Here is a 23,425-nt window from a genome sequence, read left to right as displayed (position 1 = left end):
GGGGCAGCCCGAAGGCTGCCAGAACCCACGGAGAACGCCATGAATGTCGGTGATGCCGCCGAGCGTTCCGGCCTGCCGGCCAAGACCATTCGCTATTACGAGGAGATCGGCCTGATCCGTCCGGCGCGGGCCGAGAACGGCTATCGCGATTACTCCGGCGACGACGTCCACCGGCTTGCCTTTCTGCGCCGCGCGCGCAATCTCGGCTTCTCAATCGACGATTGCAGGCAGCTGATGGCGCTCTATCAGGATCGCGACCGCGCCAGCCACGACGTGCGCGAGATCGCCGCCGCCCATGTCACGGCGATCGAGGAAAAGGTGCGCGAATTGCAGTCGATGCGCTCGACGCTGCAGAAGCTGATCCACGCCTGCCACGGCGACGACCGACCGGACTGCCCGATCCTGGACGACATGGCGGGCGCGGCCTGAGGTCGGAGATTTATCAGCGCTTCCAGAAATCGCGGTGCGGAGCGAGCAGCTCATCCGCGATTTCGGGGAACGGACCGAAGACCTCGATCTTCTTCTGCCCGGAGGCGAATACGGTGCGCGAGGCGAGGTTCATCGTCGGATTCGCCTCGTGATCGCCGGTGAGCGCCAGGAGATCAGTTTCCTCGAAGCCGTAGACCAGCCGGCCGATATTCGCCCAGTACATCGTGCCGGCGCACATCGCGCAAGGCTCGCCGGTCGTGACCAGCGTGCATTGCCAAAGGAACTCCGGCTCATAGGCCGCCGCCGCGCGGCGGGCGAGCTCGGTCTCGGCATGGCGCACCGTGTCGAGATTGCCCTGCCGCATCAGCACCTGATCGTCCGGCCCAACCAGCACGCAGCCGAACGGATGGTGCCCATGCGCCGCCGCCTCGCGCGCGACGGCGTCGGCGGAACGGAGGTGGGCAAGCATCTGATCACGGGTCATGGGAAAAGTTCCTCTCACGGCGAGATTGCTGCCGAGGCATATGATTAGCAAGAGCTGATCTCGCCTGAACCAGGGCTCAAGATACCGCGCCAGCCAGGATTTCGCCTCGCATGAATTCGTCACCTTCCAAGGAAGAATACATTCGCGGCAACGTCCACACCAACACCGTCGAAGGCTTTTTCTCCATCTTCAAGCGCGGCATGAAGGGCGTCTATCAGCATTGCGGCGAGCACCACTTGCATCGCTACCTTGCCGAATTTGATTTTCGCTATCCGAACTGCGTCGCCCTTGGCGTCGATGACGGCCCGCGCGTCTCACTATCGCGGACCTGCTTGACGATAAGCACAAACACTACTTCCGCACGATCCAGTCGAGCATGTCTTTATTCTATCGCACCTCTATTTCTGGAGAGCGTCAATCACTTTCACGTCCGGTTTGCCGGTGCAATTGTCCCACATCACAAGGGATAATTCGGCTTCATTGAGCGAGCCGAGCTTAGGATCGTTCTTCATTGCCTCGTGAAACGCCGACTCCATCGCCACCATCAAATTGTGGTCGCTCTCCAGGTACTCCTTGCAGGTGACTTTTGCGGTATCGACCTTGTCTTCCGCGAAGGCTGGTAGAGCAAGTGTGACGAAGGCGACTGATAATGCAATAATGCGAGCCATCTATTCCTCCCTCGCAAGAACCTCCGTATCTGGCGCCTAATGAGCATATAATCGAAGCGACCTCCCTTGGGGAGGGGCAGGCTTCCTACTGCGGCTGTAGGAGACAATACTCCTATCGCACTCGTGATTTGTCGACCAGATAATCGCCCCACGTGGCGGGGTTCAAACCGTGACAAAATCTGGCATGGTGCCTCCCATGCCCATCGTGTCCCCGATTCCCCTCAATCCGTTGATCGACGGCCGCCAGTCGGAGCGCGCCATGCTGGTGCGGCGCGGCGTGCAGCGGCTGCTGACCGAAATGGGCGCGCATGTACTGCCGGAGCTTTCCCTGGCCACCGGCCGGCGCGCCGATCTCGTCGCGCTGACCAGGCAGGGCGACATCTGGATCATCGAGATCAAATCCTCGATCGAGGATTTTCGCGTCGACCGCAAATGGCCGGACTACCGCCTGCATTCCGACCGCTTCTTCTTCGCCACCCATCCAGGCGTGCCGCAGGATATCTTTCCCGAGGAATGCGGCTTTATCCTCTCTGACGGCTACGGCGCGGAGATCCTGCGCGATGCGCCGGAGCACCGCATGGCGGCTGCGACGCGCAAGGCGCTGATGCTGCGGATTGCCCGCGCTGGCGCCGCGCGGCTCTTGGCAGCAGAGCTTGCCGGCGTCGCGGTGCCGGCGCTGGATGGCGAGAGCGAATAGGTCTCCTCGCGAGGGTTGGATGCCGGCGTCTTTGCCATCGACGTCCGGCTTGAGCCAGGGCTCAAACTGACCCCTCGCGTGCCGTGACAAGAATTTTCGCCCCGCACCGATGATTTCCGCCGATCCCGATTGTCTTCACCTACAGGCGCATCCGGATGGCCGGCGGCCTGGAAAGAGGTGATCACATGAAACCGTTGCAAAATCAGAATGTCGTCGTCGTTGGAGGCAGCCGGGGTGTCGGCCGCGCCATCGTGGAGGCCGCGCTTGGCGCGGGAGCGACCGTGCTTGCGGTCGCCCGCGGCGCCGCCGACCTGAAGCAGCTTGCCTGGGAACGGCCGGGCTTGAAGACTCTCAGCATGGACGCGACGGCGGAAGCCGCGCCGCAGGCGGTCTTCGATGCGCTGGCACCAGACGTGCTGGTGGTCTGCGCGGGGGCGCTCGCTGCTGCCGCGCCGATACAGGACCAGAGCTGGGAAGTCTTCTCGGCGAATTGGGAAATGGACGTCAAGGCATCGTTCCTGTTCTGCCGGGAGGCCCTCAAGGGTCGACTCAAGGCGGGCAGCCGGGTGGTGCTGATCGCCAGCGGCGCCGCCATCACCGGCGGACCGCCGAATTCAGGCGGCTATGCCGGCGCCAAGCGCATGCAGATATTTTTGGCCGGCCATTGCCAGAAGGAATCGGACCGCCTCGGCCTCGGCCTGCGCTTCATGGCGCTTTCGCCGTCCCGCATCATGCCGGGCACTGGGGTCGGCGATCGCGGCATCGGCAGCATCGCCGCCTATATGGGCATCCGCCCGGCCGACTTCCTTGCCAGCTTGAGCGACATGCAGACGCCAGACGATGTCGGACAGGCGGTGGTGCAGCTCGCGACGGGCAAGCCGCAGGGCAGTTCCTTCACGGTGAGCGGCAGCGGCCTTGCGGCGGCAGCATGAGGCGCGCAGGATGGCGGCCGAATTCAGCGCCCTGGGCTTCCCATGACTAACGCCGACGGCCCTATCGAGCCTTTGGGCCGGTCAGGCCGGCCGGTCCTCGACCGACTGGCCTTCGAGCGCCTGAGCGTCGCCCACCGCCGCGCGCTCAAGCTGCATTGCTACCGGATGTTGGGCTCGCTCAACGAGGCCGAGGATCTCGTCCAGGAGACGTTCCTCAGGGCCTGGCGCGCGCGGTCGCAATTCGATGGACGCGGTTCGGCGCGCGGCTGGCTCTACGCGATCGCCACCAAGAGCTGCCTCAACGCGATCAAGGCACGATCGTCGGTGCGGCGCATTCTGGAGCAGCCCGAACGGCCGGCCTCCGTAGGTGCGGCAACCGGCGGACCGACCACGGAGCTAGCCTGGCTGGAGCCATATCCGGACGCGGAGCTGCCGGACATTGCCGACGACAGGCCTGGCCCGGAAGCGCGCTACGAGGCCCGCGAGGCGGTGCGGCTCGCCTTCGTCGCGGCGATCCAGCTGTTGCCGCCCAGGCAGCGCGCCGCGCTGCTGCTATGCGATGTGCTTGGATGGTCCGCCATCGAGACCGCGCAATTGCTCGGCGGAACCACGACCTCCATCAACAGCGCCCTGCAGCGGGCCCGCGCGACGCTGGGCGGTTACTACACGCAAGGCCGTGCGCTGCAGCGATCAAAGCCTAGTTCGGACGAAAGCCTGCTGCTCGAACGCTATATGCAGGCCTGGCAGGCCGACAATCTCGACGGACTCGTCGAGCTGCTGCGCGATGACGCCGTCTACCACATGCCGCCATGGCGGGAATGGTATCGCGGACATCAGGCAATCGGCGCTTTTTTGGGAAGCGTCTGGGGCAATTTTGCCGGCTATCGGGCGGTGGCTACCGGGGCCAACGCCCAGCCGGCAGTGGGCGTTTACGCGCTCGGTCATCAGGATTCGATATGGCGGCCGCATTCGCTGCATGTCATCGAAGCCGCCGACGGCAAGATCGCCTCGCTGACGATCTATGTCCCGCCGCTCGGCCCCGCCTTGTTCGCGGCCTTCGGCCTGCCGCCGGAACCTTTCGTGCCCTGAGTGATCAGCCCAGATCTTCTTCCGCCCCGCTGGCCGCCGGTGCCGTCAGCAGCACGGCGGCTCCGAGCAGCGCGGCAATCAGCGAGCCCGCGAGGATGCCGACCTTCACGGCGTCCTGCAGCGCCGGGTCGCTGGCGAAGGCGAGCAGGCCGATGAACAGGCTCATGGTGAAGCCGATGCCGCAGAGCAGCGAGATGCCCAGCATGTGCAGCCAGCCGGCATTGACCGGCAGGTCGGCAAGGCCGAAGCGGATGGCCAGCGCCGAGGAGCCGAAGACGCCGGCCAGCTTGCCGAGAACAAGGCCGGCGGCGACGCCCAGCGTCAGCGGCTCGACAAGGGTGGCAAAGCTCAGGCCGCCTAGCGAGACGCCGGCATTGGCAAAGCCGAAGATCGGGATGACCAGGAAGGGCACGAGCTTGTGCAGGCCGTGCTCAAGGCGATGCAGGGGCGAGTGTTCTGTATCGTGGCTGATGCCGGGAGAACGTTCCAGGGGGATGGTGAGCGCCAGCGCGACGCCGGCCAGCGTGGCATGCACGCCCGACTTCAGCACCAGCACCCATAGCACGGCGCCGAGCAGCAGATACGGCCAGAGCTTCATGGCCCGCATGCGGTTGAGCACGACCAGCAGAGCGATAACCGCAAAGGCGGCGCCGAGATAAGCGAGCGACAGGCCGCCGGTGTAGAACAGCGCGATGATGATGACGGCGCCGAGATCGTCGATGATGGCGAGAGCGGTGAGGAAGACTTTCAGCGAGGCGGGCACGCGGCTGCCGAGCAGCGAGAGCACGCCGAGCGCGAAGGCGATGTCGGTGGCGGTGGGGATCGCCCAGCCGGAGAGCGCTGCCTGATTGTCGCGGTTGATCAAGACATAGACCAGCGCCGGCACCACCATGCCGCCGGCGGCGGCGATGCCGGGCAGCACGCGGCGCGGCCAGGTCGAGAGCTGCCCGTCCAGCATCTCGCGCTTGATCTCGAGCCCGACCAGCAGGAAAAACACCGCCATCAGCCCGTCATTGATCCAATGCGAGACGCTGAGCGGCCCGAGATAGGCGTGGAGGACGGCGAAATAGGTTCCGGCTAAAGGCGAGTTGGCGACGATCAGCGCAAGGGCTGCGGCTACCATCAGGATGATGCCGCCGGCGGCCTCGCCGTCGAGGAATTCGCGCAGGATCGATGTCGGCCGCTCGTCCAAAGCCTGCATTTCGACCCCTCACTTTCCTCTCGGCGGCGCGATGATGCGCAAACTTCAACGGCCGGGCAAGCGTCACAATTTTGCGAACGCCGGCCGCCCCTCATCTGCCTGCCGGCATCTTCTCCCCGTAGAACGGGGAGAAGGGCGCTCTCGCGCAGGATTTCGCTAATCTCCGACGGCGCGTAAGGGAGCCAGCGTTGCGGGCAGCCCCTTCTCCCCGTCACTATACGGGGAGAAGTGCCCGGCAGGGCGATGAGGGGCAGCGCCGGCTTTGGTGGTTTGGGTCTTCGCCACCAACCGAACCCGAGGTCGGCCGAAGCGCGTTATGCAGTACGTCCAGCCAACTCAGCGCGGCGCCCGCTTGGCGAGAATCCGCTGCAAGGTGCGGCGATGCATGTTCAGCCGGCGCGCCGTCTCGGACACGTTGCGGTCGCACATTTCGTAGACGCGCTGGATGTGCTCCCAGCGCACACGGTCGGCCGACATCGGGTTTTCCGGCGGCGCGGCGCGTTCGCCGGAGGTGCGGGTGAGCGCGGCGAAGACATCGTCGGCATCGGCGGGCTTGGAGAGATAGTCGATGGCGCCGAGCTTCACCGCCGTCACCGCGGTGGCGATGTTGCCATAGCCGGTCAGGATGATGGCGCGGGCGTCGTCGCGCTTTTCGCGGATGACTGCCACGACATCAAGGCCGTTGCCGTCGCCGAGGCGCATGTCGACCACCGCATAGGCCGGCGGATGGGCGCGCGCCTTGGCGACCGCCTCTTCCACGCTTTCCGCCGTCTCGACCACGAAGCCCCTGGTCTCCATGGCCCGGGCCAGGCGGGTGAGGAAGGGCTTGTCGTCCTCGACGATGAGCAGCGAGGTGTCCTCGCCCTCAACCATTGCGCCAGCCGTTTCGTCTCCGCTCATCTTATCGGCACCCTATTGACCAAAAGCACACCCGTCGAAACGAATTCCGGCGAAGGCGCTCGAAGTCCATGTTTTTCGGGCATGCCGCTTTTCCAGACACAATTTTGGGCGACATGCTTCACTTTTACGCAGATACAGTCCCGCAAGAGCAATGTCCATTTTTTAGAGCCGGCAACAGAGCTGTCATGCGGTAATTGCAAGGTTTAGGCACCATCCAACGAAGGTTACGCATTGTCGAACATGGTGGCCGAGGCCTGTCCTTGGTTGAGGAAGAGGCCGCGCGGCCAGGATATCTGCACTACCGCGCCTTCGCCGAGCCCGCTCGAATTGCGGAAATCGATGGTGGCGCCGGAACGCTCCAGCAAGGTCTTGGCGATGAACAGTCCGAGCCCCAGGCCGCCGCCGGCTTCCGTGCCCTGACGCGTCGACATATAGGGTTCGCCGATGCGGTCGATGATCTCGGCCGGGAACCCGGGCCCGTCATCGATGATGGAGAAGGTGACCGTCTCATTGTCCCAGCTCCAGCTGACGGTGACCGACTTGCGGGCGAAATCGACGGCATTCTCGACCAGATTGCCGAGCCCGTAGATGACGCCGGGGTTGCGCTGGCCGACTGGCTCGGGGCCGATGCGCTCGCCGGGCCGCAGCCGGATCGAGATGCCGAAATCGCGGTGCGGCGCCGTCACCTCCTCGATCAGCGAGGTGAGCGGCATGCGCGACAGATGTGCTTCGCCTTCCGAGGAAAGGCTGGTCAGCCGCTTCAGGATCTCGCGGCAGCGTTCGCTCTGCGAGCGCAGGAGCTTGACGTCCTCGCCATATTTCGGGTCCTTGCCGAGCGCCTTTTCCATCTCCTTGGCGACGACGGTGATGGTGGCCAGCGGCGTGCCGAGCTCATGCGCGGCGGCGGCAGCCAGCCCGTCCAGGGCCGAAAGATGCTGCTCGCGCTGCAGCACTAGCTCGGTGGCGGCCAAAGCGTTGGCGAGCAGGCGCGCTTCCGCCGCGACGCGAAAGGCATAGATGGCGGTGAAGGCGATCGAGGCGAACACAGCCATCCACATGCCGGCGACATAGATGAAGGGCATCGGCAGCGGCGCTCCTTCGTACCAGGGCAGCGGCAGGTGAAAGAACACCAGAAGAGTTGCCGCCAACATGACCAGCGCGCCAAGCACAGCAGTCATCCGCAGCGGCAAGGATGTCGCCGAAATGACAACAGGCACGGAAAGCAGCACCGAGAACGGGTTGGTCAGGCCTCCGGTCATGTAAAGCAATCCGCTGAGCTGGATGCCGTCGAAGGTGAGGATGACGAAGGCCGAAAGCGGGGTGAGCCGATGCGCCGCCGGATAGCGGAAGGTGAGCCACAGATTCATCCAGGCCGAGCAGGCGATCAGCGCAAAGCACATCGACACCGGCAAGGGGAATTTCAAGCCATAGGCAACGACGAGCACCGCGACGCTCTGGCCGACGATGGCCAACCAGCGCAAACGAACCAGCGTGTTGAGCCGCAGCCGCTGGCTTTGCTGAGTATCGGGCGCGCGCAGGATGTTGATCATGGTCAAGGATTACAGCCGCAGGAGCGGAAGCGATAGAGCATCGTCACGTTCCCCGCGGCTTGGCACGGCTGGTGGCGGCTGCCAGCAGCGGGTTTTCCGGCCAGACATGCTTTGGGTAGCGGCCGCGCATGTCGGTGCGCACATCCGCCCAGGAGCCACGCCAGAAGCCTGGCAAGTCGCGCGTCGTCTGGATCGGCCGGTGCGCCGGCGACAGAAGCTCCAGCATCAGCGGCACCGTGCCGTTGGCGATGGAAGGATGCCGGTCGAGGCCGAACAACTCCTGCACCCGGACCGCCAGCACCGGCCATTCGCCGTCATAGCGGATCGGAACATGGCTGCCGGACGGCGCGTCGAAATGGGTCGGCGCCAGCGCGTCGACCTTGCGCTGCAGGTCATGCGGAAGAAGCGCCATGAGCGCGGAGGACAAAGTCCCCGGCTTGATGGCCGCGAAGGAGGCATCGCCGGAGAGAAACGGCAGGAGCCAGTCGTCGAGGCGCCCAACAAGCGCGTCGTCCGAAACGTCGGGCCAGGGTGCGCCGAGGCCGCGATGGAGCCAGCCGAGCCGCTGCCGTAGGGTTTCGGCCTCCTTGCCCCAATCGAGCAGCGCCAGGCCGTGCTCTCTCACGGCGTCGAGAATGGCGCGGTCGGCATCGGCGCCGGAGGGCGCGGGCAGCATGCGTTCAGACAGGGTGATGGCGCCGAGCCTGGCAGTCTCGCGCACGCGCACGGCGCGGCGTTCGCGGTCGAAGCTCGTCTCGCGCTTCGTCTCGATGCGATCGGCAAGAGCGGCGCGGATATCCGCCTCGCCGACCGGCGCGGCCGCGGTGATGCGGGCGTTCTGCGCCTTGCCCTGCAGGTCGGCGACCACGAGCCAGGTTTCGTTGGCGAGTGGATCGGCGGCATCGACCATGGCGCCTGAACCGTTGGCGAGCACGAAGCGGCCGCGCTCGCCGCGCGCCCTCGCCACGCGATCCGGCCAGGCATGGATGAGGAGGGCGCCGGCAGAGGCCGCCTCGCCGCCCTGCCCGCCACCGGCCTGTCTGGCCAAACGCTCGGCGAGCTGCCTGGCGGCATTGGCGCGCGGCGATTTCTCGCCGCGAAACCGGATCAGCCGCCGCTCCAGATCGGCGCTGTCGCCGCCCAGCCCACGCTCGGTCAAAAGCACGGCAACCGTCGCCGCTTCTAGCGCATGGCCGGTCTTCGCCGCTTCGGCCACCATATGCGCCAGCCGCACCGGCAGCGCCAGCTTGCGCATGGCGGCGCCTGCTTCCGTCAGCCGCCCTGTCTCATCGATGGCGTGCAGCGCCTTGAGCAGAACCCTTGCTTCGTTGAGCGCCGGGGCCTGCGGCGGATCGAGGAAGGACAGGCTCGACGGATCGGCGACGCCGAAGGCGGCGCAGTCGAGCAGCAGGCCGGAGAGATCGGCCTCGAGGATTTCCGGCGGCGTGAAGGCGGGAAGCGACGCGGTCTGCTCGGCGCGCCACAGGCGCACCGCCACACCGGGTTGCGTGCGTCCGGCGCGGCCGGCGCGCTGGTCGGCCGAAGCCCTGCTGACGCGCACCGTCTCCAGCCTGGTCAGGCCGCTCGCCGGCTCGTAGCGCGGCAGCCGCGACAGGCCGGAATCGATGACGACGCGCACGCCGTCGATGGTGATCGAGGTTTCGGCGATGGAGGTCGCCAGCACCACCTTGCGGCGGCCGGCCGGCGCCGGCCTGATCGCCTGGTCCTGCGCCTTGTTGTCGAGCTGGCCGTAGAGCTGAACGATGTCGGTGTCGGCCGCGACACTGCCCGCGAGCCGCTCGGCGGTGCGTTCGATCTCGCGCTGCCCGGGCAGGAAGGCGAGCACGCTGCCCTGCTCGCCAGCCAGGGCCGCGCGAACCCCCCTGGCCATGGCGTCCTCGATCGCCGTGCCGGCCGGCCGCTCGTCATAGCGGATCTCGACCGGATAGGCCCGGCCCTCGCTTTCGATGACCGGCGCCTCCGACAAAAGCTTCGCCACGCGCGCGCCGTCGAGCGTCGCCGACATGACCAACACGCGCAGGTCGGGACGCAGCGCGCCCTGAACGTCGAGCGCCAGCGCCAGGCCGAAATCGCCATCCAGCGAACGCTCATGGAATTCGTCGAAGATCACCGCCGAGACGCCCGGCAGCTCCGGATCGTCGAGGATCATGCGCGAGAGCACGCCTTCGGTGACGACCAGGATCTTTGTCCGCGCCGAGGTCCGGTTCTCCATGCGCATGGCGTAGCCCACCGTGCCGCCCGGTTCTTCGCCGAGCAGTTCAGCCATGCGGCGGGCGGCGGCGCGGGCGGCGAGCCGCCGCGGCTCAAGCAGCACGATCCGGCCCTGCCCCAGCCATGGCGCGTCGAGCAGCGCCAGCGGCACCAGCGTCGTCTTGCCGGCGCCGGGCGGCGCCACCAGCACGGCGCTGTTGCGCTGCGCGAGCGCTTCGCCAAGTGCCGGCAGCACGGCTGTGACCGGGAGCTCCGGCAAGGATTTCGTCGTCATGTCGCCCGCATATCAGCGGTCGCGGTCGCCATGCAACGTATGCGCTCAAAGCCTGGTGCGCGAAAACGGGTTCCAGCGCACGGTGCCGAGCCTGACCTCCTCGCGCACCATCGTTAGCAGGCCTGACGCGCCGACCACCGTAAGGCCAACCAATGACAGCCAGTCGGGATATTCGTGGAAGAACAACGCGCCGAGGATGACCGCCCAAACGATCTGCGAATAATGCGTCGGTGCGATGCGGTTTGCCGGTGCGTATTTGACCGCCAGCAATTGCAGCAGCTGCCCGCCGGCGGTGAAGAGGCCCGCCATCATCAGCCAAACCAGTTGCCCGAAATTGGGGAGCGAGAACGACGAGGCGGCCGCGCCGACGCCATTGAAGACAAGGCCATAGCCGACCAGCGCGCCGAGAATCGTCGTGCGCTTTTCCTGCTGGGCGAGCGAGCGCATCAGGATGACGCTGGTGGCGGCGAGGAAGGCGTTGGCGAAGGCGGCGAGATGGCCAAGATGCAATTCGCGGAAACCCGGCCGCACCACCAACATGACACCGACAAAGCCGGCGACCACGGCGAGCCACCGCCAGGGACCGACCCTCTCCTTCAGGATGACCGTCGACAGGATGGTGACGAGCAACGGCGCCAGGAAAATCAGCGCGTAGACTTCCGCCAGCGGAATGGTGGTGAAGGCAAAGACGCTGAGCACGCCGGAAGCGATGCCGGCCAAGGCGCGCGCCTGCACCGCCCAAGGCCTTCTGGTGCGCCAGAAGTCACGCCAGCGTTCGTCACCGGGCTTGGTGAAGAACAGGAAACAGCCGGCAAACAAGGTCGAGAAGAAGCCGATCTCGAAGACTGCCCGCCCAGGCTCTTGATGACGGCGTCGCTGAACGAATAGCTTGCATAGGCGATCAGGGCGAGCAGGATTCCGTTCGGCATACCATTTCCGGGAGAGAAGACGTGAAGATACTGGCGCTGGGGGCACATCCCGACGACATCGAGATATTCATGTTCGGTACGCTGGCCGCCTATGCCGCGCAAGGCGCAGAGCTGACTTTCGCCATAGCCACCGATGGTGCCAAAGGCGGCACGGGCGACCCCAAGGCGCTTGCCCGCTTGCGGCGCAAGGAAGCGGCCAAGGCGGCGGGCCTGCTCGGCGTCGAGCCGCGCTTCCTCGACTTTCCCGATGGCGAACTCGTCGCCGATGCCGCGCTTATTGCGGCGCTGAAGACGCTGATCGGCGAGGTGAAGCCCGACCTCGCCATCACCCACGCGCCCTACGACTATCATGGCGACCACCGCGCGCTGTCCGACGGCGTGCGCATCGCGGGATCCTTCGCGGTGCCGGTACTGCATGCCGACACGCTCGGCGGCACCGGTTTTTCGCCGACGCATTATGTCGAGATCACGCAACATTGGGAGATCAAGGCGAAAGCGATCCGGGCGCACCAGTCGCAAGGTCCGGAGCACTATGTGCACAGGGCACGCCTCCAGAACGAGTTCCGCGCCGGCCAGTGCAACGGCGCCTCCGGCGCGCTGGCCGAGGCCTTCCGCTTCGAGCCGATTTTCCCCTTCGCCGACATACGCGCGCTGTTGCCGCCGGCGCCGGCGATCCGGCCGCTGACGGCAAGGCCCAACCCTACCACCGGGGCCGGCTGACCGCGGCGGATACAGGTCCGGCGTTCATTTCCCAACGATTTCAACGACGCGTTTCGCAATGCTGCAACGCAGCAACGAATTCGCTTGCGTTGTTTAGTAAAAAGAGCATCACTAAACAAATTACTAAACATCGGCTGTGCAGCGCGGCGCCAAGGCGACGCATAGCGCGCGCCTGTTTAGGCCCTCGGAGGAGCGAGGGTTGAGGGGCTCTTGAAACCGTCATTCGGACGCGTTTCGCAAATGGGAGGTAAGGCATGAAATCGACCTTGAAACTGGCGTTGGGACTGGCCTCGGCGATCACTGCATCAACAGCCGTCTCGACCGCCGCGCATGCGGAAGACCTGACTCTGTGCTGGGCGGCCTGGGATCCGGCCAACGCGCTCGTGGAACTGTCCAAGGACTTCACCAAGGAAACCGGCATCGGCATGAAATTCGAGTTCGTGCCGTGGACCGAATACGCCGCTCGCTTCCTCAACGAGCTGAACTCGCACGGCAAGCTCTGCGACCTGATCATCGGCGACAGCCAGTGGATCGGCGGCTCCGCCGAGAATGGCCATTACATCAAGCTGAACGACTTCTTCGACAAAGAGAAGATCAGCATGGATGATTTCGTGCCGGCGACCGTCGTCGGCTATTCGGAATGGCCGAAGAACACGCCGAACTACTGGGCGCTGCCGGCCATGGGCGACGTCGTCGGCTGGACCTACCGCAAGGACTGGTTCTCCAAGCCCGAGTTGCAGAAGGAGTTCAAGGAGAAATATGGCTGGGACCTCGCCGCGCCGACCACCTTCGACCAGCTGAAGCAGATCGCCGAGTTCTTCCAGAAGCGCCAGATCGACGGCAAGACCGTCTACGGCGCCTCGATCTATACCGAGCGCGGCTCTGAAGGCATCACCATGGGCGCCATGGACGTGCTCTACAGCTTTGGCTTCCAGTATGAGAACCCGAAGAAGCCCTACGAGATGGAAGGCTTCGTCAACTCCGAGAAATCGGTGAAGGGGCTGGAGTTCTACAAGGCGCTCTATGACTGCTGCACGCCGCCCGGCGCCTCCAACAGCTATATGGGCGAGGGCGTCGACGCCTTCAAATCGGGACAGGTGGCGATGCATATGAACTTCGCCTTCACCTGGCCCGGCCTGCAGAAGGACGAGAATGTCGGCGGCGACAAGATCGGCTACTTCGTCAACCCGAAGGGTCCCGACGGCGACCAGTTCGCGCAGCTCGGCGGCCAGGGCATCTCAGTGGTGTCCTATTCCGACAAGCAGGAATCGGCGCTGAAATACATCAAGTGGTTCGCCAACAAGGACGTACAGGCCAAGTGGTGGTCGCTCGGTGGGTATTCCTGCCTGAACGCCGTCGTCAAGGATCCGAAGTTCCCGTCGAGCCAGCCTTACGCGCAGACCTTCCTCGACTCGATGGCCATCGTGAAGGACTTCTGGGCCGAGCCGAGCTACGCACAGCTGCTGCAGGCCTCGCAGAAGCGCTTCCATGACTATGTCGTTGCCGGCCAGGGTTCCGCCAAGGACGCGCTGGACGGCCTGGTCAAGGACTGGACGCAGGTCTTCCAGGACGACGGCAAGATGTAAGGCTCCTCCCGAGCCCGACCCCGCCGGAGATTTCAGGTCTAATCGACCTGAAATCTCCGGCTCTAAAAATCAGAGTAGAGCATGATGTCGTCCGAAAACCGCGAACCACTTTTCGGCATCGTGCTCTGGTCCCGTGCCGCCCTTGGCACGGGACGCAGTTCAGATAAATTCCATCGCTGAGACCGACCCGTGACCGAAGCAGGACTTACCATGCTCAATCGGACTGCGGACAACGTTGCCCGGGCGACCCCGGAGCCGTTGGCCAGAAAGATCCGGGGTATCAGCGACAAGGGCCTCGCCTGGCTGTTCATCTCGCCGACGATCCTTCTGCTGCTTGCCATCAACATCTTCCCGCTGTTCTGGGCGATCTATCTGTCGTTCACCAACTACCGCGCCAACCGCCCCAACGAGGTGGTGAAGAACCTCGGCCTCTCTAACTACCAGCGCATCCTCGGCGACCAGGACATCTGGATCGCCATGCAGACGACTGCACATTTCGTGTTCTGGACGATCCTGCTGCAGACCGTGATCGGCTTCACGCTGGCCTGGCTGATCGACCGCAAGTTCCGCGGCCACGCCTTCTGGACGACCATCATCCTGGTGCCGATGATGTTGTCGCCGGCGGTGGTCGGCAATTTCTGGCGCTTCCTCTACGAGCCGCAGATCGGGCTGTTTTCCTATGTCATCTCCTTCGTCACCGGCATTCCGCCGACGAATGTGCAGATGCTGTCCAATGTCGAGCTGGCGCCGTGGGCGATCATTATCGTCGACACCTGGATGTGGACGCCCTACGTCATGCTAATTTGCCTCGCCGGCCTGCGTTCGATCCCCGAATACATCTACGAGGCGGCCGAGGTCGACCGCGCCTCGAACTGGCGGCAGTTCTGGTCGATCACGCTGCCGATGGCGCTGCCCTTCATCATGCTGGCGGTTCTGTTCCGCGGCATCGAGAACTTCAAGATGTTCGACATGGTCAACCTGCTCACCGGCGGCGGACCGGGCTCGACCACCGAGGTTGCCTCGATCACCTTGAAGCGACAAGCCTTCGAAAGCTGGCGCACCGGTTATTCCTCGGCCTTCGCCATTATCCTGTTCGTCGCGGTGTTCGGCCTCGCCAACATCTACGTCAAGGCGCTCAACAAGGTGAAGCAGAGATGAGCCTGACCACCGCCCATTCTGTCGTAGCACCTTCGGCAAACTCGAAGCGGATCGCCGGCGTCATCATCGTCGCCTATGCACTGATCTCGATCGTGCCGCTGCTCTGGATCTTTGCCACCAGCTTCAAGACACCGCCAGACTCGATCGCCTATCCGCCGAAGATCGTCTTCCAGCCGAGCCTGGAGGGCTATTGCAACCTGTTCACGACGCGCACCAGGCAAACGCCGGAATACATCAATTCGCTGGGGCCGGCGACCGGGCTCTGCGACGAGACCGTGCGCAAGCGCAACATGGTAATCGCCGGGCCGTCGAATTTCGTGCCGCGCTTCGTCAACTCGCTGATCATCGCCTTCGGCTCGACCTTCTGCGCCGTGTTCCTGGGCACCCTCTCGGCCTATGGCTTCTCGCGATTCAAGGTGCCGCTGGCCGACGATCTTCTGTTCTTCATCCTGTCGACGCGCTTCATGCCGCCAATCGCGGTGGCGATCCCGATCTACCTGATGTACCGCGAGCTCGGCCTGTCCGACACCGCGCTCGGCATGATCCTGCTCTACACAGCGGTCAACGTCTCGCTGGCGGTCTGGCTGCTCAAGGGCTTCATCGACGAGATCCCGCGCGAATATGAAGAGGCGGCGATGATCGACGGCTACACGCGGCTGCAAGCCTTCTGGCGCACCGTGCTGCCGCAGGCGACCACCGGCATCGCCGCGACCGCCATATTCTGCCTGATCTTCGCCTGGAACGAATATGCGTTCGCCGCGCTGCTGACCTCCGGCACGGCGCAGACCGCGCCGCCCTTCATCCCGACCATCATCGGCGAAGGCGGCCAGGACTGGCCGGCAGTGGCGGCGGGCACAACCATCTTCCTGGTGCCGATACTCGTCTTCACGATCCTGCTCCGCAAGCAATTGCTGCGCGGTATCACCTTCGGCGCGGTGCGCAAATGATTGATGTGGGAACAAGTCGACCCCCACACCGTCGAGCTTCGCTCGACACCTCTCCTCCGATCGACGGGGGAGAGGAGGGGCGGGAACTTCATTCAGCCAGGCTCCCTTCCTCTCCCTCCGGAGGGGGGAGAGGTGGCGCTGCGAAGCAGCGACGGAGTGGGGGAACCACTTGGCAAGCATCTCTCCCTCTAAACGGGGAGAAGGAAGGGAGGAACGCATGAGCCGCACTGTTGTCTCCAAGCGCTCCTCTTGGCCGCGCTGGGCAAGGCGCGGCCTGATGGAAAACATCGCGACGGCGATCATCGCCATCGGCTTCCTGATGCTTTTTCAGCACTTCGCGCTGTCGCTCTACACCTATTCCTTCATCACCATGCTTGCCGGCACGGTGATGTTCATCATCGTCTCGAAATTCCCGGAATAACGATGGCCGAGATCCGCGTTCAGAACCTGAGGAAAGCCTTCGGCGCATTCGTCGCCGTGCAGGATTCCAATTTCGTCGTCGAGGATGGCGAGTTCTTCGTCATGCTGGGGCCGTCCGGCTGCGGCAAGACGACGACGCTGCGCATGATCGCCGGCCTCGAGCTGCCCACCGGCGGCAAGATCCTGCTCGGCGGCGAGGATGTCACCATGCGCCGGGCGCGCGAGCGCGACATCGCCTTCGTCTTCCAGCTCTTCGCGCTCTATCCGCATATGAACGTGCGCAAGAATATCGGCTTCCCGCTGCTGGCGCAGGGCATGCCTTCGGCCGAGCTCCGCAGCCGCGTCGAGGAGACCGCGAAGCTGCTGCGCATCGATCATCTGCTCGACAAATCCGTCTCAGGTCTTGCCGGCGGCGACCGCCAGCGCGTCGCGCTCGGCCGCGCCATCGTGCGGCGGCCAAAGTGCTTCCTGATGGACGAGCCGCTCGGCACGCTCGACACCGAGTTCCGCGATCTGATGGTGCATGAGCTGCGCGAGCTGCATAATCGCATCCACGCCACGACCGTCTATGTCACGCACGATCAGATGGAAGCGATGTCGATGGCCGACAAGATTGCGGTGATGAACCACGGAGTCATCGAGCAGTTCGGCACACCGCGCGAGATCTACGACCGGCCGGCGACCATGTTCGTGGCCGATTTCATCGGCTCGCCGCCGATGAATTTCCTGAAATTCGGCGGCGGCCTGGCCAAGGGCGCGAAGGAGATCGTCGTTCAGGGCGCCAAGGTTGCGGTGCCGGAAGTGCGCGAGGACGTGGCGCCCGCTGACATGGCGCTCGGCATCCGGCCGGAGCATATCCGCTTCGACGACGGCTCGAAGCTGCGCGGCGCAATCTACGGCACCGAATATCTCGGCACCACACAGATCGTCGCCGTCGAGACGGCCGACGGCATCATCAAGGCGCGGGTGCCGGCCGGCATCCATCTCAGCCCCGGCGAGCAGGTCGGGCTGACGTTGAGCAGCGCGCGGCTGTCGCTGTTCGAAAAGGGTTCCGGCCGCGCGGTCAGGACCGCCATGCATGATCAGGAGGCGCGCCATGGCTGATGTCCGTATCCAGGGCGTGACCAAGAGTTTTGGCGACACCGTCGCGATCGACAATCTCGACCTCACGATCAAGGACGGCGAATTCGTCGTGCTGCTTGGGCCGACCGGCGCCGGCAAGACGACGACGCTCAGGCTGATCGCCGGGCTGGAGCGGCCGGACAGCGGCACGATCCATATCGGCGGTCACGACGCGACGGCGCTGTCGCCGGCCGAGCGCGACACCGCCTTCGTGTTCCAGCAATACTCGCTCTACCCGCATCTTTCGGTGTTCGACAACCTCGCCTTTCCGCTGCGCTCGCCGGCGCGGCGGTTCCCGGAGGAAGCGGTGCGCCGCCGCGTCGAGGAGGTGGCGCGCATGGTGCGCATCGATCACAAGCTCGACAACCGTTCGACCAAGCTGTCGGGCGGCGAGATGCAGCGCGTCGCCATCGGCCGCGCGCTGGTGCGCAAGCCGGCGATCTACCTGATGGACGAGCCGCTGTCCTCGCTCGACGCCAAGCTGCGCGCCGATCTGAGGCTCGAGCTGAAGCGCATCCAGTCCGAGCTCGGCGCGACCATGCTCTATGTCACCCACGACCAGATCGAGGCGATGACCATGGCCGACCGCATCGGCATCCTCGCCGACGGCGTGCTGGTCCAGATCGGCACGCCGCGCGCGATCTATTCGGAGCCGGCAAACCTTCATGTCGCAGCGCGCCTCGGCCAGCCTGCGATCAACCTGTTGCCGGCTGGCCTCTTGCCCGACGGCGGCGCGCCGACCGGAACGAAGACGATCGGCGCCCGCACCGAGCATCTGGCGATCGAGAAGGCGGCGAACGGCCATGCCGACGGCGTCGTCGACTGGGTCGAGCATCTCGGCGACCAGAACCATCTACATGTGACGGTGGGAGCGAAGAAGCTGGTGACGCTGACCGATCCCGACACACCTTTAGCCAAGGGGGACAAGGTGACGATCCGCTACATCGCGCCGCTCTATTTCGGCTCGGACGGGCAGAGATTGATGTAGCTGGGACTGATGTAGCCGCCTCACGCTTATATTCGCACGATCGCAGATACGGACTGGACGAAATCCATGAAGCACTTTTTCAACCGCAAGGACACGATCGTCACCGAAGCGCTCGACGGCTTCCTCGCCACGGCGGGGTCGGGCACGCTGGCCCGCCTCGACGGCTATCCCGAGATCAAGGTCGTGCTGCGCGCCGACTGGGACAAGACGAAGGTGGCCGTGGTTTCGGGCGGCGGCGCCGGGCATGAACCCTCGCATGCGGGCTTCGTCGGCGCCGGCATGCTGACGGCGGCCGTCTCCGGCGAGATTTTTGCTTCGCCGAGCGTCGAGGCAGTTCTGGCGGCGATCCGCGCCACGACCGGCCCCGCCGGCTGCCTGCTGGTCGTCAAGAACTACACCGGCGACCGGCTCAATTTCGGACTGGCCGCCGAAAAGGCGCGTGCCGAAGGCCTCGCGGTCGAGATGGTGATCGTCGCCGACGACATTGCCCTGCCGGACATCGCGCAGCCGCGCGGCGTCGCCGGCACGCTGTTCGTGCACAAGATCGCCGGGCACCTGTCGGAATCCGGGCATGACTTGGCCTCGCTTGCCGCGGCGGCCCGCATGGCGGCCAAGGATATCGTTTCGCTCGGCATCTCGCTCTCCTCCTGCTCGATCCCGGGGCAGGCGCGTGAGGAGCGTTTCGGCGCGAATGATGGCGAGCTCGGACTCGGCATCCATGGCGAGCCTGGCGTCGAGCGCATCGCGCTGCAGAGCGCCGGCGCGCTGGTCGCCATTATGGCCGAGCGCCTCGCCGCGCGGCTCGATACCGGCAGCCGCTATGCGCTCTTGATCAACAATCTCGGCTCGGTGCCGCCGGTCGAAATGGGGCTGATCGCCAATGCAGTGTTATCGTCCTCGCTCGCGAAGGCCGTGGCACTGGTCATCGGCCCTGGGCATCTGATGACGGCGCTCAACATGAACGGCTTTTCGCTGTCGCTGATCAAGCTGGATGCGGAACGCGAGAAAGCGCTGCTGTCACCCGTCGGCCCGCATGCCTGGCTCCCGGCAAAACCGGTTCGCCAGCCGGTCGTGGTGGCGGTGTCAAAGCCCGCCATCGGCGTAACCACAAGGCCGGCCAGCCGCGATGCGGCCGCGGAGCGGCTGATCAAGGCCGTCTGCCAGATGTTGATCTCGCTCGAAGAGCCGCTCAACGCCCTCGACGCCAAGGCAGGCGACGGCGACACCGGCTCGACCGTGGCGACGGGCGCGCGCAGCATTCTCGAGCGCATCGATACGCTGCCGCTTGCCGACAAGGCCGCAACCGCCGCCGCAATCGGCGATACGCTAGGCACCTCGATGGGCGGTTCCAGCGGTGTGCTGTTGTCGATCTTCTTCACCGCCGCGTCGCAGTCGCTCGGCGCCGGCGCGCCGCTCGGCAAGGCCTTGCTTGCGGGGTTGGACCGGATGACCTTCTATGGCGGGGCCAGGATCGGCGACCGCACCATGGTCGATGCGCTGGAGCCGGCGCTGAAAGCCCTTGACGCGAGCGGGCTGGAAGCGGCCGCCAAGGCGGCGCGGCTGGGCGCCGACGCGACCGCCGCGATGCAGAAGGCAAAGGCCGGCCGTTCCGCCTATATCGGCAGGCAACTCGACGCCGCGGATCCCGGCGCCTTCGCGGTCGCCGAAGTTTTCGCTGCCGTGGCGGCGCTGTTCGCCCCGGCATGAAGGACGGACGATGGCCGCGGCCGATTTCTCCAGACTGATCGCGGCGGCGGCCGACACGATCGCGGCGCATGCCGAGGAACTGACGGCGCTCGACCAGGCGATCGGCGACGGCGACCACGGGCTGAACATGAAACGGGGCTTCGAGGCCGTTCGGGCCGAAGCGGACGCCTTCGCGGCCAAGCCGCTGCCCGATGCGCTGAAAGCGGTGGGTACCAAGCTGGTGATGACCGTGGGCGGCGCCTCCGGGCCTCTGTTCGGCACGCTGTTCATGGCGCTCGGCAAGGACCTGCCGGCGGCACCCGATCGAGATGGACTGACGGCGGCGTTCGGCAAGGCGATCGAGGCGGTGGCCGCGCGCGGCAAATCGCAGGTTGGCCAAAAAACCATGCTCGACGTGCTGCAGCCGGTGTATGAGGCGCTGGCGCAAGGCAAGACGGCTGGCGAAATCGCCAAGGCAGCGGACAAGGCGGCCGAGGCCACGGTGCCGATGAGGGCCCTGCGCGGGCGCGCTTCCTTCCTGGGAGAGCGCTCGATCGGGCACATGGACGCCGGAGCACGATCGACCGCGCTTCTGGTGCGCGCGGTCGCGGAAGCGATAGAGGGCAATTGATGAGCAATGTCGGGATCGTCATCGTGTCGCATTCGCCCTTGGTTGCCGAGGGCACGGCCGACATGGTGCGCCAAATGGTGGGCGACGAAGTGCCGCTTGCATGGTGCGGCGGAAACGGCCATGGCGGGCTCGGCACCAGCGTCGAGGCGATCATGGGCGCGATCGACAAGGCCTGGTCGGAAGCGGGCGTCGCCATCCTGGTCGATCTCGGTGGCGCCGAGACCAACTCGGAGATGGCGGTCGAGATGATCGGCGAGCCTCGCTCGCACAAGATCATCGTTTGCAACGCGCCGATCGTCGAGGGCGCGGTGATGGCGGCGACCGAATCCTCCGGCGGCGCCTCGCTCAAGGAAGTGGTGGCGACGGCGCATGAATTGTCGCCGTCGTGAACGAACGGGAACCGTCTGAATGTCAGCATCCGCCGAAGCAACGGTCCTGATCACCCACGCGGTGGGGTTGCATGCGCGCCCTTCGGTGAAGTTCACCAAGCTCGCCAAGACGTTCGCGGCCGAGGTGGAGGTGGCGGTCGCGGCGAACGGCCCCTGGTTCGACGCCAAGAGCATCGTCAAGGTGATGGCGGCCAAGGCGCCCAAGGGGACGCTGCTTCACATCCGCGCCAAGGGCGACGGCGCAAGCAAAGCGGTGGCGGCATTGGTCGACCTGGTGCAGCGTGACTTCGACGAGGATGCGGATCATGCCCGGTCCGCTTGAGACCGATCTGAACGACGCCAAGCCGGCAAGGAACGCGGGCCATGCGGGTTGAGGGTATCCCCGCCTCTCCCGGTTATGCCGAAGGCCCGCTGTTTGACCTCGACCAGCCTACGGCCAGCTACAAGGCCAAGGCGAGCGCCGAGGAAGAACAAGCGGCACTGGTGAGCGCAATCGGCAAGGCCGTCGGCCGACTGGCGGCGCTGATCGAAACCGCGGATGGCGACGCCGCCGGCATTCTCGAATTCCACATCGCCATGCTGGAGGACGATGCATTGAGCGGTCCGGCCCTGGCGGCGATCGGCTCCGGGCAGCCGGCGGACGCCGCATGGCGCGCGGCGCTGGACGGTGAGATCGCAGGCTACGAAGCATCCGACCAGGACTATTTCCGCGCGCGCGCCGCCGATCTGCGCGACATCCGCGACCAGGTGCTGCGGGCGCTGAGCGAGGAAGGCGGGGTCGCGGCGCCGCCGGGCGCGATCCTCTATGGCGAGGACATCGCGCCGACGCGTTTCCTCGAAACCGATTGGAGCGAAGGCGGCGGCATCGCGCTCAAGCGCGGCAGTACGGCCAGCCATGTCGCCATGCTGGCGCGCTCGCGCGGCGTACCGATGGTTGTCGGTCTCGACGCTCCTGCCGCACCGATCGCGGGCGACGCGCTGCTCGATGCCGAACACGGCGCGATCATTTTCTCACCGTCGCCGGCCGAGACCGAAGCCTTCCGGCAATCGGCCTCCGTCTTCGCCGACCGCCTGGGCGCGGCGAAGACATTCCTGACCGCGCCGGCCGTGACCAAGGCCGGCACCGCGGTGCGCGTGCTGGTCAACATCGCCTACCCTTCCGATGTCGAAGGTATCCAAATCGAGACCTGCGACGGCGTCGGCCTGATGCGGACGGAATTCCTGTTCGGCAAGACACTGCCGGACGAGGAGACGCAATACCACGCCTACCGCAAGGTGCTGGAATGGGCCGGCGGCAAGCCGGTGACGATCCGCACCGTCGATGCCGGCGGCGACAAGCCGGTGCAGGGTTTCACCGTCGAGGAGACCAATCCGTTTCTCGGCCTGCGCGGCATCAGGTTGTCATTGGCGCGGCTCGATATCTTCCGCGTGCAGATCCGGGCATTGCTGCGCGCGGCCATCCACGGCAATCTGAGGGTGATGTTCCCGATGATCGCCACGCCGGAGGAGTATGCCCAAGCCGCAGCGCTGTTCGCGCAAGAGCAGGCAGCGCTTGCCGCGCAGGGCGTGGCGCACCGGTTGCCGCCGCTTGGCATCATGGTCGAGGTGCCTTCCGTGGCGCTGGCGCCGGAGGATTTCGCCGATGTCGCCTTCTTCTCGATCGGCTCCAACGACCTGACGCAATATGTGATGGCGGCCGCGCGGGACAACGCCGCGGTCGCCCATCTCAATTCCGTTCGCCAGCCGGCGGTGCTGCGGCTGATCGCGGCGGTTGCCGCCTTCGGACTTGAGAAGGGGATTCCGGTCAGCCTCTGCGGCGATGCCGGCGGCGATCCTGCGGCCATCCCGGCACTTCTCGAGGCTGGCTTGCGCGACCTCTCGGTCGCCCCTGCTCAACTGGCGATGGCCAAGGCGGCCATCGCGGACGCGGCGGTATAGGCGCGTGGCCGAGCTCGCCAAGACACCGGAGCCGGGATCGGAAGAGGCGATCCGCGCCTACAAGACGATCCTGTCGCATGTCATCGACCAGCGCCCGTCCGGCATGCGCCAGCGCCTTGCCGACGCGCTCGGCAAGCACCGCAGCTTCGTCACGCAGATATCGAGCCCCACCTATTCGATCCCGATCCCGTCAAAGCATCTGCCCTCCATCTTTTCCGTCTGCCATTTCAGCCAGGCCGAGCGCGACCAGTTCATGGCCGCCTATCACCAGGCGCATCCCGGCAAGGCGCCCGCGGCGTCCGGGCCGCGCAAGACACGCCATGTCTCGCTGATCGTGCCGGATTTCGGCGACGACAAGCAGAACGCGGCGCTCGACCGGGCGATCAACGACTTCATCCAGAAAATAACCAGCATCGCCGGCAAGGGCAGCGGCTAGCGGGAGCATGGGAGGACTG

At 65.4% G+C, this 23,425-nt stretch carries 23 protein-coding genes and 2 pseudogenes; 18 read left to right on the top strand and 7 right to left on the bottom strand.

Annotated features, from left to right (window positions below; translation table 11 throughout):
- The first annotated feature begins 39 nt into the window (after positions 1-39).
- Positions 40-429 carry a Cu(I)-responsive transcriptional regulator gene (gene cueR, locus CK230_RS13840; protein WP_095817713.1) on the top strand — a complete coding sequence of 130 codons (390 nt, stop codon included), beginning with the start codon at positions 40-42 and terminating at the stop codon, positions 427-429.
- A 13-nt stretch (positions 430-442) separates the two neighbouring features.
- Here the strand turns inward: cueR and CK230_RS13835 are convergent, their stop codons facing one another.
- Positions 443-913: a nucleoside deaminase gene (locus CK230_RS13835; protein ID WP_095817712.1), complete on the bottom strand. Its 471-nt coding sequence runs from the start codon at positions 911-913 to the stop codon at positions 443-445.
- A 94-nt stretch (positions 914-1,007) separates the two neighbouring features.
- Here CK230_RS13835 and CK230_RS13830 point away from each other — a divergent pair.
- Positions 1,008-1,215 (top strand): annotated as a pseudogene (locus CK230_RS13830) (transposase); the annotation flags it as partial.
- Between the two features lie 96 nt (positions 1,216-1,311).
- Here CK230_RS13830 and CK230_RS32465 read toward each other — a convergent pair.
- A complete protein-coding gene (locus CK230_RS32465; RefSeq protein WP_141246025.1) occupies positions 1,312-1,581 on the bottom strand; it encodes an HdeA/HdeB family chaperone in 270 nt (89 codons plus the stop codon).
- A gap of 196 nt (positions 1,582-1,777) precedes the next feature.
- Between CK230_RS32465 and CK230_RS13825 the strand changes: the two genes are divergently transcribed.
- The 3 genes from CK230_RS13825 (at position 1,778) to CK230_RS13815 (ending at position 4,299) form a co-directional block, all read left to right on the top strand.
- Positions 1,778-2,278: an MmcB family DNA repair protein gene (locus CK230_RS13825; protein ID WP_164772367.1), complete on the top strand. Its 501-nt coding sequence runs from the start codon at positions 1,778-1,780 to the stop codon at positions 2,276-2,278.
- 185 nt (positions 2,279-2,463) lie between these two features.
- Positions 2,464-3,210 carry an SDR family NAD(P)-dependent oxidoreductase gene (locus CK230_RS13820; protein WP_095817881.1) on the top strand — a complete coding sequence of 249 codons (747 nt, stop codon included), beginning with the start codon at positions 2,464-2,466 and terminating at the stop codon, positions 3,208-3,210.
- A gap of 42 nt (positions 3,211-3,252) precedes the next feature.
- Complete coding sequence (locus CK230_RS13815) at positions 3,253-4,299, top strand: RNA polymerase subunit sigma-70 (protein ID WP_095817711.1); 1,047 nt, start codon at positions 3,253-3,255, stop codon at positions 4,297-4,299.
- A 4-nt stretch (positions 4,300-4,303) separates the two neighbouring features.
- Here the strand turns inward: CK230_RS13815 and nhaA are convergent, their stop codons facing one another.
- From nhaA to CK230_RS13790, 5 genes and pseudogenes are all read right to left on the bottom strand, one after another.
- Positions 4,304-5,500 (bottom strand): Na+/H+ antiporter NhaA, encoded by a 1,197-nt coding sequence (nhaA, locus tag CK230_RS13810; RefSeq protein WP_095817710.1) that lies wholly within the window; start codon positions 5,498-5,500, stop codon positions 4,304-4,306.
- A 336-nt stretch (positions 5,501-5,836) separates the two neighbouring features.
- A complete protein-coding gene (locus CK230_RS13805; RefSeq protein WP_095817709.1) occupies positions 5,837-6,400 on the bottom strand; it encodes an ActR/PrrA/RegA family redox response regulator transcription factor in 564 nt (187 codons plus the stop codon).
- Positions 6,401-6,624: 224 nt separating this feature from the next.
- Positions 6,625-7,950 (bottom strand): ActS/PrrB/RegB family redox-sensitive histidine kinase, encoded by a 1,326-nt coding sequence (locus CK230_RS13800; protein ID WP_176480100.1) that lies wholly within the window; start codon positions 7,948-7,950, stop codon positions 6,625-6,627.
- A gap of 43 nt (positions 7,951-7,993) precedes the next feature.
- Positions 7,994-10,456: an ATP-dependent helicase HrpB gene (hrpB, locus tag CK230_RS13795; protein WP_095817707.1), complete on the bottom strand. Its 2,463-nt coding sequence runs from the start codon at positions 10,454-10,456 to the stop codon at positions 7,994-7,996.
- 45 nt (positions 10,457-10,501) lie between these two features.
- Positions 10,502-11,385, bottom strand: a pseudogene (locus tag CK230_RS13790) (DMT family transporter).
- A 21-nt stretch (positions 11,386-11,406) separates the two neighbouring features.
- Between CK230_RS13790 and CK230_RS13785 the strand changes: the two are divergent.
- The 13 genes from CK230_RS13785 to CK230_RS13720 all read left to right on the top strand — a co-directional run bounded on the left by CK230_RS13785 (position 11,407) and on the right by CK230_RS13720 (position 23,406).
- Entirely contained in the window at positions 11,407-12,105 is a 699-nt protein-coding gene (locus tag CK230_RS13785; protein WP_095817706.1) for a PIG-L deacetylase family protein, read from the top strand.
- A gap of 254 nt (positions 12,106-12,359) precedes the next feature.
- Positions 12,360-13,691, top strand: coding sequence for an ABC transporter substrate-binding protein (locus CK230_RS13780; RefSeq protein ID WP_095817705.1), 1,332 nt, complete (start codon positions 12,360-12,362; stop codon positions 13,689-13,691).
- Between the two features lie 210 nt (positions 13,692-13,901).
- Positions 13,902-14,849, top strand: a complete 948-nt coding sequence (locus CK230_RS13775) for a sugar ABC transporter permease (protein ID WP_095817704.1) — start codon at positions 13,902-13,904, stop codon at positions 14,847-14,849.
- Positions 14,846-15,796 (top strand): carbohydrate ABC transporter permease, encoded by a 951-nt coding sequence (locus tag CK230_RS13770; protein ID WP_095817703.1) that lies wholly within the window; start codon positions 14,846-14,848, stop codon positions 15,794-15,796. The genes CK230_RS13775 and CK230_RS13770 overlap by 4 nt, the downstream gene beginning before the upstream one ends.
- A gap of 217 nt (positions 15,797-16,013) precedes the next feature.
- Entirely contained in the window at positions 16,014-16,217 is a 204-nt protein-coding gene (locus CK230_RS13760; RefSeq protein WP_095817701.1) for a hypothetical protein, read from the top strand.
- Between the two features lie 2 nt (positions 16,218-16,219).
- Entirely contained in the window at positions 16,220-17,320 is a 1,101-nt protein-coding gene (locus CK230_RS13755) for an ABC transporter ATP-binding protein (RefSeq protein ID WP_095817700.1), read from the top strand.
- The gene (locus CK230_RS13750) at positions 17,313-18,326 is read left to right on the top strand and encodes an ABC transporter ATP-binding protein (RefSeq protein ID WP_095817880.1); all 1,014 of its coding nucleotides are present in this window, start codon (positions 17,313-17,315) and stop codon (positions 18,324-18,326) included. The genes CK230_RS13755 and CK230_RS13750 overlap by 8 nt, the downstream gene beginning before the upstream one ends.
- Before the next feature lie 66 nt (positions 18,327-18,392).
- Positions 18,393-20,033, top strand: a complete 1,641-nt coding sequence (locus CK230_RS13745) for a dihydroxyacetone kinase subunit DhaK (protein WP_095817699.1) — start codon at positions 18,393-18,395, stop codon at positions 20,031-20,033.
- A gap of 10 nt (positions 20,034-20,043) precedes the next feature.
- The gene (gene dhaL, locus CK230_RS13740) at positions 20,044-20,643 is read left to right on the top strand and encodes a dihydroxyacetone kinase subunit DhaL (RefSeq protein WP_095817698.1); all 600 of its coding nucleotides are present in this window, start codon (positions 20,044-20,046) and stop codon (positions 20,641-20,643) included.
- Positions 20,643-21,032, top strand: a complete 390-nt coding sequence (gene dhaM / locus CK230_RS13735) for a dihydroxyacetone kinase phosphoryl donor subunit DhaM (protein ID WP_095817697.1) — start codon at positions 20,643-20,645, stop codon at positions 21,030-21,032. The genes dhaL and dhaM overlap by 1 nt, the downstream gene beginning before the upstream one ends.
- Before the next feature lie 19 nt (positions 21,033-21,051).
- Positions 21,052-21,354: an HPr family phosphocarrier protein gene (locus CK230_RS13730; protein WP_095817696.1), complete on the top strand. Its 303-nt coding sequence runs from the start codon at positions 21,052-21,054 to the stop codon at positions 21,352-21,354.
- Between the two features lie 41 nt (positions 21,355-21,395).
- The gene (gene ptsP, locus CK230_RS13725; protein ID WP_095817695.1) at positions 21,396-22,970 is read left to right on the top strand and encodes a phosphoenolpyruvate--protein phosphotransferase; all 1,575 of its coding nucleotides are present in this window, start codon (positions 21,396-21,398) and stop codon (positions 22,968-22,970) included.
- Positions 22,971-22,974: 4 nt separating this feature from the next.
- Complete coding sequence (locus CK230_RS13720) at positions 22,975-23,406, top strand: hypothetical protein (RefSeq protein WP_095817694.1); 432 nt, start codon at positions 22,975-22,977, stop codon at positions 23,404-23,406.
- Positions 23,407-23,425: the final 19 nt, after the last annotated feature.

The sequence above is a fragment of the Mesorhizobium sp. WSM3859 genome (assembly GCF_002295065.1).
GTDB lineage: Bacteria > Pseudomonadota > Alphaproteobacteria > Rhizobiales > Rhizobiaceae > Mesorhizobium.
The sequence above is the reverse complement of the archived record's forward strand: the minus strand, read 5'-3'. Positions and strand labels throughout refer to the sequence as shown.